This is a genomic window from Planococcus donghaensis MPA1U2, assembly GCF_000189395.1.
GTDB lineage: Bacteria > Bacillota > Bacilli > Bacillales_A > Planococcaceae > Planococcus > Planococcus donghaensis_B.
This window is the reverse complement of record NZ_AEPB01000034.1, coordinates 38,682-51,349: the sequence shown is the minus strand read 5'-3', so window position 1 is coordinate 51,349 and position 12,668 is coordinate 38,682. Positions and strand designations below refer to the sequence as shown.

Below are 12,668 nucleotides of genomic sequence, written 5' to 3'. Positions count from 1 at the left end.
CATTCGTGGATCTAATGCGTCACGTAAGCCGTCACCCATTAAGTTAAAGCCTAATACTGTTAACATAATTGCTACCCCAGGGAAAATCATTGTCCAAGGTGCATTTGTTAAATACGATCGCGAATCTGCTAACATTTTGCCCCATTCTGGAGATGGAGCTTGTGCACCTAACCCTAAGAATCCAAGAGCTGCTGCTTCAATGATTGCCGTCGCAATCGCCAATGTTCCTTGAACAATAACTGGCGCCATGGAATTCGGTAAAATATGCGAAATCAAAATTCTGTTATCTTTCATGCCAATCGCTTTTGCTGACATAATGTATTCATCTTCTTTAATACTCAATACTTTTGAACGGATCAAACGTCCAAAGTTTGGTACGTTGATGATTGCAATCGCAATTAACGCATTACGTAAAGAAGGTCCTAAAACCGATACAACTGCAATTGCAAGTAGAATACTTGGGAATGCTAGCATAATATCAAAGATACGCGAAATAATTGTATCTACCCAACGACCGTAATAACCTGCTAATATCCCAAAAATACTTCCCACAATCACAGATCCAACAACTGCTAAAAAGCCGACCCATAATGAAATTCGAGCGCCATATACAACTCGTGATAAAATATCTCGTCCAAAATCGTCCGTACCCATCCAATGAGTAGAAGAAGGAGGCATAAGCCGTTGAGACAGATTTTGTTCATTGATGCCTTGCAATGTAATTAGCGGTCCGAAAATTGCTAATAGGATAAAGAAAATTACGATTCCCATACCAACAACCGCTACTTTACTTTTACGGAAACCTCGCCATGCCTCTTTCCAAGGACCAGCGACTTTCTGCAGTTCTTCTTTTTCTTGGTTGTTTACTGTTTCAGCCATAATACGTCTCCTCCTTCCTAGTCATATTTGATGCGTGGATCAACTAAACCGTATAGCAAATCGACAAGTAAATTGATCATAACAAAGATAAACGCAACAATTAAAATGCCTGACTGAATAACCGGGTAATCACGGAAACCAATCGCTTCATAAATATAACGGCCAATTCCTGGCCATCCGAAAATAGTTTCTGTCAAAATAGCCCCACCAAGTAGAAGCCCCATTTGAAGCCCAATAATCGTTAACACTGGAATGATTGCATTTTTAAGCGCATGTTTGTAAACTACCCAAAACATGGATAGCCCTTTTGACCGAGCTGTTCGAACAAAGTCAGAACGCATAACTTCTAGCATACTTGAACGCGTCATTCTAGCAATAATCGCCATTGGAATAGTCGCTAAAGCTGTTCCTGGTAATACAAGGTGTTTAAGTACAGTAGACAATTGGTTAAAATCTCCTGCCATCAATGTATCTAGTACATAGAATCCAGTAATGACATCGACAGGGTCTCGAACATTTTCTCGACCAGTAGTCGGTAAAATCCCAAGTTCAATCGAGAAAATCCATTGGTTCATTAACCCAAGCCAGAAAATCGGCATTGATACCCCAATCAATGCAATAATCATCGCTAAATAGTCAAACCAAGAATTTTGAAACCAAGCTGAAATAATACCTGCATTGATTCCGATAATTACCGCAATAATAATAGCAAATAAAGAAAGCTCAATCGTAGCTGCCAAATATGGCCATACTTCATCTACTACAGGAGTACGTGTACGAAGTGATTCTCCTAAATCGCCAGTAACCAGTCCTTTTAGGTAGTCAAAATACTGGATATACCATGGATTGTCTAACCCTAGATTTGTTCGTAATGCTTTTATTGCTTCTTCGGATGCTTGCTGACCAAGAATAACTTGTGCAGGATCACCAGGAATTGCACGGATAATCATAAAGACGATAAATGTCATGCCGAGTAACACTGGGATTAACTGTAAAAGCCTTCTTCCAATATAGTGAAGCATCTTCTTCACCTCTCCATCTCTTGCAATATGTATAACTGTAAAAAAAAGGGGGAGGAAATCATCCCGACTCCCTCCCGTGAATTGCCTACTCTAAATCTACTGAAGCCAATTTGTCAGAACCTGTTGGATGTGCTTTGAAATTAATTACGTTTTTCCCACCAGCTAATAGCGGTGTAGAGTGAGCAAGTGGAACCCAAGGAGCATCTTCATGGATGATTTCTTGAGCTTGCATGTATAATTCGTTTCTTGTATCCTCATCAACTTCTGATTGAGCTTTAATAAGAACATCGTGCAATTCTTGGCTTTCATAGTACGTATAGTTGTTTGTACCGACATTATCTTGATCAAGCAAAGCATATAGGAAGTTATCTGCATCGCCGTTATCGCCAGTCCATCCTAGTAGGAATGCATCAGCTTCTCCGTTTGCAGCTTTTTCTAAATACGTTGCCCATTCAAATGATACGATCTCAGCATTAATGCCAACATCAGCCAAATTCTTTTGGATTGCTTCCGCTACTTTTTGACCATCTGGCATATATGGACGTGGAACTGGCATTGCATAAAGCTCCATGTCAAAGCCATCTTCAAGACCAGCTTCAGCTAATAATTCTTTTGCTTTTTCCGGGCTGTATTCGTAATCTTCAATGCTATCGTTATATCCGCTAATTACTGGCGGAATTGGGTTTTTCGCTACTTCTGCGCGTCCTTCAAAGAATGCATCTACAATCGCCTGTTTGTCGATTGCATGATTTACCGCTTGACGTACTTTAGGATCATCAAAAGGTTCACGTGTTACAGTCATTCCAAGGTAGCCGACGTTCATAGATGGACGTTCAAACAATTGAAGGTTATCGTCGCCTTCGATTGTTCCAGCATCAGATGGTGTAATTCCATCTGCCAAATCAATTTCTCCTGATAATAAAGCATTTAAACGAGCTGAGTTATCTGGAATTGCGCGGAATACGACTTGATCCAATTTAGGTTCGCCTTCCACCCAGTAATCATCAAACTTCTCGATCGTAATTGTATCGTTACGTTTCCATTCAACAAATTTAAATGGACCTGTTCCAACTGGGTTATCTCCGAAAGAGTCCCCAGCTTCTTCAACTGCAGTTGGAGATGCAATCGCAAATGGGCTCATTGCCAAGTTTTTAAGGAATGGTGCTTGTGGACGTTTTAATGTAAAGACAACTTCGTAATCGCCTGTTGCTTCAACAGATTCGATAACATGTCCTTCATCATCACCGTATCCACCAAACATAGAACCGTAATAAGGGAACTTCTCGCCGTCACCAGCTGCCCAGCGCTCAAAGTTTTTCACTACAGCTTCTGCATTAAAATCAGTGCCATCGTGGAACTTAACGCCTTCTTGCAATTTGAACGTATACGTCAGTCCGTCTTCTGAAGGAGTCCATTCAGACGCCAATCCAGGTTCAATCTCTGTATCCTGTTCACCAAAGTTTACTAGCGTATCAAAAATGTTTTTTGTTACTTTAAATGATTCACCGTCAGTAACTGCGATTGGATCAAGAGAAACAGAGTCGCCTCCACGTCCAAAGATCAATGTCTTCTCTTCAGAGGATCCTCCTTCGCTACCGCCTTCTTCTGAGCTTTCGTCAGAACTACAGCCAAAAAGTGCTGTTGAGACTAATAAAAGCAATAATAATGACCACGTTAAAAACTTTTTCTTTCCCAAGTTAACCCCTCCATTTTTTCTATTTATTATCATTGCGGCCTGGACTCTTCGTAAAGATGACAGGCAACAGAATGACCTTCTTCAACTTCTGCAAAAACTGGTACTACTTCTGAACAAATGTCCATTTTAAATGGACAGCGAGTATGGAACCTACAACCGCTTGGTGGATTTGCCGGGCTTGGAACATCACCCGTGATAATCACTTCTTCTCGGACAAAATCTGGGTCCGGTACCGGTACTGCAGCCAATAAGGCTTGCGTATACGGATGAAGTGGTTTTTCATATAAATCCTCAGTGTTAGCAAGTTCTGCCATTTGCCCTAGATACATCACACCCACACGGTCGCTTATATGACGAACCACCCCTAAATCATGGGCAATGAATATATAAGTAAGTTTCAGCTCTTTTTGCAAGTCTTGCATCAAATTCAATACTTGCGCCTGAATTGATACATCAAGTGCTGAAACGGGTTCATCTGCAATAATCAGTTTTGGATTTGTCATTAATGCTCGTGCAATTCCAATACGCTGCCTTTGACCACCACTAAATTGGTGAGGATAGCGCTTTGCATGGTAACTGCTTAAACCGACAATTTCCAAAAACTCATGAACTTTCTTTTTGCGCTCTTTTGGATCGCCTATATTATGAACATTAAGCGGTTCCATTAAAATTTTCTCAATCGTATGACGAGGGTTTAATGACGCGTATGGATCTTGGAAAACCATTTGAATATCTCGACGCGCTTTACGCATATCGCTGTTTGATAGACTCGTTAATTCTTGGCCATCAAAAGTTACAACGCCTTCAGTTGGTTCTAAAAGACGCATCAACATTCGTCCTGTTGTAGATTTTCCACAACCTGATTCCCCAACAATTCCTAACGTCTCGCCTTCTTGAACGGTGAATGATACATCGTCTACAGCTTTTACATGATTGCTTACTTTACCTAAAATTCCCGACTTAATCGGAAAATACTTTTTAAGTCCTTCAACTTTCAATAATGGTTCTGTCATGCGACTGTACCTCCTTCGGATCAAATAGGAAACAGCGTGTTTGATGATCTTCTGCTGTTTGGTACAGTTCTGGACTTTCCGTTATGCAGCGATCAAAAGCAAATTCGCAACGTGCCGCAAACTTGCATCCTGTTTTAACCGATCCCGGTTTGGGAACGTTTCCAGGAATCGAGTAAAGTCGATCTTTTTTAAAGCGCATATCTGGAACTGACTCAAGCAAACCTTTTGTATAAGGATGTTGTGGATCATTGAAAATGGTGTGAACAGGTCCTTCTTCAACCACTTTTCCTGAATACATGACAACGACTCGCTCACAAGTTTCAGCTACTACTCCAAGGTCATGAGTAATCAATAACACGGCTGTATTTAAACGTTCATTTAGATTTTTTATTAGTTTTAAAATTTGAGACTGAATGGTTACATCAAGTGCCGTTGTCGGTTCATCCGCAATAAGTACTTTCGGATCACACAACAAAGCCATTGCAATCATGACACGTTGTCGCATTCCGCCTGATAGCTGGTGGGGATATTCCTTCATTAAGCCTTCTGGTCTTGGCAACCCAACTAACTTCATCATCTCAATTGCGCGTTCTTGAACTTGTTCTTTTGACCAATCTTTTTTATGAATTTTAATGGCTTCACGAAGCTGATTGCCGATTGTGAACAACGGGTTTAACGAAGTCATCGGTTCTTGGAAAATCATCGCGATATCATTCCCTCTGATTTCCCGCATTTTTTTCTCGGATAATTTTGTTAAATCTTTATCCTGAAATAAAATCTCTCCACCTTTAATTTTTCCTGGTGGACTTGGAACTAGACCCATTATTGAAAGTGAAGTTACACTTTTTCCGCATCCCGATTCACCGACAATGCCAAGCACTTCACCTTCTCGTATGTGAAAATTTACATTATCTACTGCTGGTATCTCTCCATCGTCTGTGAAAAAGGATGTTTGTAAACCTTTAACGTCTAAGATGGTTTTACGCTCAGTCATGATGCTCCCCCTTTTACACAAAAATAATTCAGAACATTCTCCTTCTTTCAATTATACGTAATATTATTATTAATGCAATACCTTCTTAGTATTACCTGGAAGCTCTTGGCATAGAAAAAAAGCCTCCAATATTTTGGAGGCTCTTAACTAATTCAATTAAAATGCTGGACTTGGAATAAATTATAGTAGACACCTTGTTGCTTCATCAGTTCATTATGTGTTCCTCTTTCAGCAAGTTTGCCTCGGTCAATTACAAGAATTTGGTCTGCATGTGTGATAGTTGAAAGACGATGCGCTACAACTAAAGTGGTTCGGTCATGGGCTAATCGTTCCAACGAATCTTGTATTAACGCTTCACTTTCAAGATCGAGCGCTGAAGTAGCTTCGTCTAAAATAAGAATCGGTGGATTTTTCAAGAACACGCGTGCAATTGCCACACGTTGTTTCTGTCCTCCAGATAATTTCACTCCACGTTCGCCAACTTTAGTGTCATAACCTTCAGGCAACTGTGAAATAAATTCGTCAGCGTTTGCAGCCTTAGCAGCCGCAATTACTTCTTCATCTGTTGCTCCTGGTTTCCCCATGAGAATATTGGCTTTCACTGAGTCACTGAAAAGAATCGAATCTTGCAATACTAAACCAATTTGATCGCGTAATGTATGGGTTGATACGTCGCGCAAATCATGGTCATCCATATAAATGGCACCACTTGTCACATCGTAAAATCGTGGAATCAAGGAGACGATGGTCGATTTACCGCCGCCGCTCATCCCTACAAAAGCAACTGTCTCTCCCGGCTTTACAGTGAAATTCAAATTCGACAGCACTTCAGTTCCACCATCATTGTAATGGAAAGAAACATCGCGGAATTCTAATTTGCCATCAACGACGTTTAAATCATGCGCTTTTTTTTTATCCGTTACATCGTAATCTTCATCTATTAACTCAAAAACACGATCCATCGAAGCTAATGATTGAACCAATGTGGTTGAAGAATTGACTAAACGACGCAGCGGACTGTAAAGACGCTCAATATATGCGATAAACGCAACCATCGTACCAAGTGTTAAATTTCCTTGAATTACTTGATAACCGGCATACCCAATAACCATTAATGGAGCAACATCCGTTATGGTATTGACCACTGCAAATGCTTTAGCATTCCATTTCGTATGGTCAATTGCCTTTTCTAAAAATTGATCGTTCGTATCGTTAAAAATTTTCTGTTCATGCTTTTCTAACGCAAAACTTTTAATAATGCTCATTCCTTGGACTCGCTCGTGCAAATAACTTTGAACATTTGCTAAAGCTTGTGAGCGTGCACGCGTCAAATCACGTAAACGACCAAAGAAATACTTTACGCTGAATGCGTAAAATGGAAACGCTAGTAACGCCACAATAGTTAATGACACATCCATTGTTAACATAATGATAATGGCAATGATAATTGTCGCAAGGTCTAACCAGACATTCATCAAACCGATCATCACGAAGTTTTTTGTTTGCTCTACGTCATTAATCATCCGTGAAATAATTTCGCCTGCGCGTGTATTTGCATAATAGCGTAAGCTCAAACGTTGCAAATGACCATATAAATAACCACGAATATCATATAGAATTTTATTGCTGACATATTGTGCATAATACTGACGGAAATATTCAATTGGCGGTCTTAATAAGAAAAAGACAATTGCGGTCCCCCCGAGCCACATATACAGCTGTCTTAACTTTTCTGCATCAGACAGGGCATCCGCTCCAATAATATCGTCAATAACGATTTTGATCAGTAGCGGTATAAATAGCGGTATCGCGAACTTAAATATCCCGATGACAATCGTCAGTGCAATTTGCCAATAATACGGTTTGACAAACTGCATATAGCGTTTCATACTGCTCAAACTTTCCACTCCATTCTTTACAAAACGAAAAACCTGTCGGCAAGCAACAGGTTTTCATTTTAATCGCGAATCCGGTTTAACCTATGAAATTCATAGCGGTTCGTCCATACTTCGATAAAGTCTTGGGCAAACGGTCCTTTGCGCTGTTTAATCCAGCCGATCAGTTTTTCTACATTTCGGTGAAGTATTTGATCTATCACTTCCGGATAACCCATTTGCCGCTTGTGGTCTTCATATTCGTCTTCATCCAATAACGTGTACGACATGTCTGGAAACACTTTTACGTCCAAGTCGTAATCGATGTATTTCAACGAGCCATTATTATAAACGAATGGAGAACTGACATTGCAATAATAATAAACACCGTCTTCTCGGAGCATGCAGATGATGTTAAACCAATGCTCTGCGTGAAAATAACAAATTGAAGGTTCACGCGTTAACCAAGTTCGTCCATCGGATTCTGTCACTAGCGTCCGTTCATTTGCACCAATTACAATATTATTCGTACCTTTCAGTACAGTTGTTTCCTGCCAGACACGGTGGATGCGACCATTGTGTTTATAACTGTGGATTTGGATTGTTTCACCCTCCGCAGGAATCGCCATGTACTACCCCACCTTTTTGTCTAAGCCATTATTTATCTGCTATTTCCGTATTATATCAATCAATTCTGAAAACATACAGCAATAAGGCATAAGGACCAAAGGATTACATGACGACCGAACGTCCACCGTCAACAATTATGGTCTGACCACGAATCATATCCGAGTCAGAAGAGATCAAGAACATTGCTGCTTTAACCATGTCGTCAACTTCAACCATACGACCTGCTGGCGTATTAATACGCGCATCTTCTAGTAAATCGTCACGGTTCGGGAAATGTTTTAATGCATCTGTATCAAGCGCTCCGCCAGACACCGTATTCACCGCAATACCAAGAGGAGCCATTTCAACAGCTAAATAACGAGTAATCGATTCTACTGCGGCTTTTGAAACACCGATTGTAGTATAATTTTCCAAATACCGAATTGAACCTAATGAACTAATGCCGATAATTTTACCGCCTTTGTCCATTAATTTCGCAGCTTCTTGCGCACCAAATAGCATCGCTTTTGCATTGATGTTCATCGTCCAGTCCCAGTGAGATTCTTCTAATTCCATAATTGGACGCAATACACCTGATGCTGCATTAGAAACAAATACATCTAAACGACCAAATTCTTCTTTAATCGTCTCGAACATGCCGCGTAGTTTTTCGACATCGCCTACGTTCGCACGAACTAATAATGCTTTTTGTCCTCTTGCTTCAATTTCTTTTACAGTATCAAGTGCTGCTGTTTTGCTGCGCGCATAGTTGACAACGATATCGTATCCTTGTTCTGCAAGCGCAATTGCAAGCGCTTTGCCAAGTCCTTTACTACTTCCTGTTACTAATGCCACTTTTTGTTCTGCCATTATCAAACATCTCCTCTTTGTTGTAAAGCTGTTTTCATTTTTTGAACAGGTCCTGCAATCGGCAATAAATCTAACTCTTCTGCTGTTACCCATTTCATATGAGCAGGCACATCAATATTTTTACTTTCGGCTACAAAGCCATCCACATTCCATGTTAAATGAGAAAAGACATGTTTGAAAGAAGTAATTTTTTCAGCATTGTCGACAATGCCTTTGAATCTTTCCGACAGCTGCTCTTCAATCTCTAAAGGCAAGACCTCTACTGATGTTTCAAGTATCGGGAACTGCCACATATTTGCAAGCAACCCGGTACTCGGGCGCTGCTCCATTAGCAGTCGATCGTTATTTCGTATGGCCACCATGGCGTACTGCAATGATTTTGTTTTTTTAGCTTTTGTTTTAATGGGCAATTCGTTTTGTTTGCCTTCATGAAATGCCGCGCAATGTTCGCGTACCGGACATAACAAACATTTAGGAGAAGTCGGCGTACAAATTAACGCGCCCAGCTCCATTAATCCTTGATTGAATGAAGAAGGATCTTCATGACTAATGATTTCAGTTACTGCTTCTTCAAAAATTTTACGTGTTTTTGGCTTCGCAATGTCTTCTTCTATCAAAAGAATTCGCGACAACACCCGCATAACGTTGCCATCTACTGCATGTTCTGGAATACCATAAGCGATACTTAATACGGCACCAGCTGTATAAGGACCCACACCTTTTAATGAGGAGATTTCTTTTCGGTTATTCGGTACGATTCCTCCATAATTCTCAGCCACTTCTTTTACGCCTGCTTGTAAATTTCGTGCACGAGAATAATAACCGAGCCCTTCCCACTGCTTTAGGAGAATTTGCTCGTCAGCCTCTGCTAAATCATTTAAGGTAGGAAACTTTTCGACAAAGCGTTTATAATAAGGAATAACTGTATCGACTCGAGTTTGCTGCAACATAATTTCTGAAATCCAGATTTGATAAGGGTCTGCTGTACGTCTCCAAGGCAAATCTCTTTTCTCTGCTGCAAACCAATCGATAAGATCGTTTTGAAATTGTATTTTTTTAAGTGTAATGGTTGCAACCTCCGTTCAACTTGATTATCTCCGTTCCATTTCGGGTATATTAAAATGAGGAATACGTTTATTTTACCAAAAATTTTACGTTCTCCATAAATATAACTTCTATAGAGAGGGGGATGAGACAATGGATACAGGTACTCACATTGTCATGGGTATTTCCCTTGGCGGCCTCGCAATGGCAGATCCTGCCGTCGTCAGTAACCCCGCTACCATGACTGCTGTCGTTTCCGGTGTTATTATCGGATCGTTAGCACCAGATATTGATACCGTTTTAAAATTACGAGATAACGCTGTTTATATTCGACATCATAGAGGTGCGACACATTCGATCCCAGCTGTATTAATGTGGCCACTGTTAATTGCAGGAGGTCTATACTTCTTTTTTCCAGAAGCCAATTTACTTCATCTGTGGCTTTGGTCATTTTTAGCTGTTTTTCTGCATGTTTTTGTTGATATCTTCAATTCTTATGGCACTCAAGCACTCCGGCCATTCTCTGACCGATGGATTGCGCTAGGTGTCATCAATACATTTGATCCAATCATTTTTGGAGCCCATGTATTAGCTTTAATTATTTGGGCATTTGGTGCAAATCCTGTTTTAACCATAAGTCTGCTATACATTGTTCTCTTCTTTTATTACATTGCACGATTTGCTTTACAAGCAGCGATTAAACATGCTGTCCTGAATACCATTCCAGGTGCTACGAACGTTTTTGTTGCCCCGACAATGCGCTTTTTCCATTGGCGTATTGCAGCTGATACGGATCGTCACCATTTTGTTGGACGAGCTTACGGTCGGACAATTAACATTTACGACAAGTTTATGAAAAAAGAAATGCCTAAAAACAATTTGATGCAAGCGGCGATGAAAGATAAAAATATTGCTGCATTTATTTCTTTTTCTCCTTTATACCGTTGGGAAATCAATGAATACGGTGAAGTATTTGAAGTACGACTAATTGATTTGCGATACCGAAGCAATGATTATTACCCGTTTGTTGCGGTTGCCCATTTAGACAAGGATTGCAATATCATCAATTCCTATACCGGTTGGATTTTCAGTGAAGACAAATTAAGGAAAAAATTAGACTTTAGTCATAACTAGAAAACGCACACCCCAGGGTGCGCGTTTTCTTTTTTTAGTTTTTACAGTTATTTTGTGTTTTGTTAGTCTTTTAATAAATGTGCGTATTTTGGATTAGTCCCGGCAAACTCATGGATTTTGTCGCCGTAGCTATCGATCCACTGACGCATCACTTTCTCGACTACTGCTGTTCCTTGATAATCATATCCTGCTTTCGCATAAGACGATTCAAAATCGGATGCCAACAGTTCAATCCACGTACGTGCTTTTTCTTCAGAAAGATTCGGATTTTTTTCTAATAACTCAATCGTTAATTGCTCAATAATTTCTTTCATTTGCTTACTTCCCTTCTTTCAACGGGCGCAGCATGGAAATCGGCAACGCTTCCGTATGTTTTTCTCCACCCATACGATAACCCCAAGCAAATCGACCTTTCAAATAATCGATTTGAAAATAAACATTCGGATCTCCTTCAATGCGGTAAACTTCCCCTGGTTTAAAATCAGCAGGATCTAATAAATAGGCTGCTGCCATTGTTGCTTTTCGCTCGAGTACCGCAAATTCATTAATGATGCCGAGTTGTTCGGCTTTTCTTGCTTTCTCTCTTAACCGAGCGATTTCACCATTAAGTTCATGCTCTGTCATATCACTATAAGGCTTTTGTTCAGTCATCTTCAAGCTCCTTTTTTTCTAAATATTCGTTGATTACTTCACTCGGGAATCCTTTTTGATAAAGTCCTTGTTTTACTTTTGACTTTAAATCATAACCCGTCAGTTTTGAACTATGCTTACGCCATAGTTTATCCCCTTGCTCTGCAATCATTTCTGTCCATTGATCTTCATCTTTTTCCAAATCTAAATCTTCAATCGCTAATTTAATCAGCGCGTAGTTATAGCCTTTTCTCATCAAAGTATCGCTAATTTTTTGATTGATTTGACTTGGTGTTTTCATTTTTTCTTTCAAGGCAATTTTCTCTGCGAGCCCTTTTGCAACTTCTAATTGTTCTTCTTCTGAATAGGAATCCAAAACATCTTTTTGCATCTGTTTATCAATTCCTCTCTTTTGCATATCTTGCTGAATGGCGCGCGGACCTTTTTTACCGGATTTGATTTGCGTTCGCATTAACGCTTCTGAAAATTGCTGGTCATCTAAGAAATTATGAGTATACAATTTCTTGATGGCTTCATCTATTACGGCATCTCCGTATTCTTTTTCTTTTAGTTTTTGACGTACTTCGCCTTCACTTCTCATACGGAAACCAAGATAGTAGAGTGCTTTGTTATAAGCTTTTCGGACTTCATCTTCGAAATTGACTTCTTCGATGGTCCATTGATCCAGCTCTTTTCCTTTTGTGAGCTGATACCGGATAAGCACCGCCTCATCCACGCTAAAAGCATATTTATCTTCAAAGAAGATGTTATACCTTTCAGGGTTTTTCTTTCCCTGTGTGATTTTCGAAATAATCGGCATTTACTGGCACCTCTCTTCTTGTTTTATTATACACCTTTCAGTCAAACAATGGCATAGCGTGACCTCTAAAAGGGTATGCTAGT

At 39.9% G+C, this 12,668-nt stretch carries 13 protein-coding genes; 1 reads left to right on the top strand and 12 read right to left on the bottom strand.

All coding sequences use genetic code 11. The annotated features are described in order from the left end of the window. From nikC to mutY, 9 genes are all read right to left on the bottom strand, one after another. The coding region (nikC, locus tag GPDM_RS10490) for a nickel transporter permease (protein WP_008431216.1) at positions 1-879 on the bottom strand (879 nt) is incomplete at its 3' end. A 17-nt stretch (positions 880-896) separates the two neighbouring features. Further along, positions 897-1,901, bottom strand: coding sequence for an ABC transporter permease (locus GPDM_RS10485; RefSeq protein WP_008431215.1), 1,005 nt, complete (start codon positions 1,899-1,901; stop codon positions 897-899). Positions 1,902-1,986: 85 nt separating this feature from the next. Beyond that, a complete protein-coding gene (locus GPDM_RS10480) occupies positions 1,987-3,597 on the bottom strand; it encodes an ABC transporter substrate-binding protein (protein ID WP_008431214.1) in 1,611 nt (536 codons plus the stop codon). Between the two features lie 29 nt (positions 3,598-3,626). Further along, the gene (locus GPDM_RS10475; RefSeq protein ID WP_008431213.1) at positions 3,627-4,610 is read right to left on the bottom strand and encodes an ABC transporter ATP-binding protein; all 984 of its coding nucleotides are present in this window, start codon (positions 4,608-4,610) and stop codon (positions 3,627-3,629) included. Continuing rightward, complete coding sequence (locus tag GPDM_RS10470) at positions 4,585-5,604, bottom strand: ABC transporter ATP-binding protein (RefSeq protein WP_008431212.1); 1,020 nt, start codon at positions 5,602-5,604, stop codon at positions 4,585-4,587. Before GPDM_RS10470 ends, GPDM_RS10475 begins: the two co-directional genes overlap by 26 nt. A 152-nt stretch (positions 5,605-5,756) precedes the next feature. After that, complete coding sequence (locus tag GPDM_RS10465; RefSeq protein WP_008431211.1) at positions 5,757-7,502, bottom strand: ABC transporter ATP-binding protein; 1,746 nt, start codon at positions 7,500-7,502, stop codon at positions 5,757-5,759. A 59-nt stretch (positions 7,503-7,561) separates the two neighbouring features. Next, entirely contained in the window at positions 7,562-8,107 is a 546-nt protein-coding gene (ntdP, locus tag GPDM_RS10460) for a nucleoside tri-diphosphate phosphatase (RefSeq protein WP_008431210.1), read from the bottom strand. A gap of 103 nt (positions 8,108-8,210) precedes the next feature. After that, a complete protein-coding gene (gene fabL, locus GPDM_RS10455; protein ID WP_008431209.1) occupies positions 8,211-8,957 on the bottom strand; it encodes an enoyl-[acyl-carrier-protein] reductase FabL in 747 nt (248 codons plus the stop codon). Positions 8,958-8,959: 2 nt separating this feature from the next. Next, the gene (gene mutY / locus GPDM_RS10450; RefSeq protein ID WP_081458209.1) at positions 8,960-10,009 is read right to left on the bottom strand and encodes an A/G-specific adenine glycosylase; all 1,050 of its coding nucleotides are present in this window, start codon (positions 10,007-10,009) and stop codon (positions 8,960-8,962) included. Between the two features lie 145 nt (positions 10,010-10,154). Between mutY and GPDM_RS10445 the strand changes: the two genes are divergently transcribed. Beyond that, a complete protein-coding gene (locus GPDM_RS10445; RefSeq protein ID WP_008431204.1) occupies positions 10,155-11,135 on the top strand; it encodes a metal-dependent hydrolase in 981 nt (326 codons plus the stop codon). 62 nt (positions 11,136-11,197) lie between these two features. Here GPDM_RS10445 and GPDM_RS10440 read toward each other — a convergent pair whose 3' ends face one another. Genes GPDM_RS10440 through recX form a run of 3 tightly spaced genes read right to left on the bottom strand, consistent with a single transcriptional unit; the run spans position 11,198 to position 12,585 of the window. Then, the gene (locus GPDM_RS10440) at positions 11,198-11,449 is read right to left on the bottom strand and encodes a YfhJ family protein (RefSeq protein WP_008431203.1); all 252 of its coding nucleotides are present in this window, start codon (positions 11,447-11,449) and stop codon (positions 11,198-11,200) included. Positions 11,450-11,453: 4 nt separating this feature from the next. Further along, a complete protein-coding gene (locus GPDM_RS10435) occupies positions 11,454-11,786 on the bottom strand; it encodes a YfhH family protein (protein ID WP_008431202.1) in 333 nt (110 codons plus the stop codon). Then, positions 11,779-12,585 (bottom strand): recombination regulator RecX, encoded by an 807-nt coding sequence (recX, locus tag GPDM_RS10430; protein WP_008431201.1) that lies wholly within the window; start codon positions 12,583-12,585, stop codon positions 11,779-11,781. Before recX ends, GPDM_RS10435 begins: the two co-directional genes overlap by 8 nt. Positions 12,586-12,668 lie beyond the last annotated feature (83 nt).

What these genes read in the sequence shown, in the direction of transcription:
- GPDM_RS10485 (WP_008431215.1), bottom strand. Translation starts at nt 1,901, where the DNA reads ATGCTTCACTATATTGGAAGAAGGCTTTTACAGTTAATCCCAGTGTTA.
- GPDM_RS10475 (WP_008431213.1), bottom strand. Translation starts at nt 4,610, where the DNA reads ATGACAGAACCATTATTGAAAGTTGAAGGACTTAAAAAGTATTTTCCG.
- GPDM_RS10470 (WP_008431212.1), bottom strand. Translation starts at nt 5,604, where the DNA reads ATGACTGAGCGTAAAACCATCTTAGACGTTAAAGGTTTACAAACATCC.
- ntdP (WP_008431210.1), bottom strand. Translation starts at nt 8,107, where the DNA reads ATGGCGATTCCTGCGGAGGGTGAAACAATCCAAATCCACAGTTATAAA.
- fabL (WP_008431209.1), bottom strand. Translation starts at nt 8,957, where the DNA reads ATGGCAGAACAAAAAGTGGCATTAGTAACAGGAAGTAGTAAAGGACTT.
- GPDM_RS10445 (WP_008431204.1), top strand. Translation starts at nt 10,155, where the DNA reads ATGGATACAGGTACTCACATTGTCATGGGTATTTCCCTTGGCGGCCTC.
- GPDM_RS10440 (WP_008431203.1), bottom strand. Translation starts at nt 11,449, where the DNA reads ATGAAAGAAATTATTGAGCAATTAACGATTGAGTTATTAGAAAAAAAT.
- GPDM_RS10435 (WP_008431202.1), bottom strand. Translation starts at nt 11,786, where the DNA reads ATGACTGAACAAAAGCCTTATAGTGATATGACAGAGCATGAACTTAAT.
- recX (WP_008431201.1), bottom strand. Translation starts at nt 12,585, where the DNA reads ATGCCGATTATTTCGAAAATCACACAGGGAAAGAAAAACCCTGAAAGG.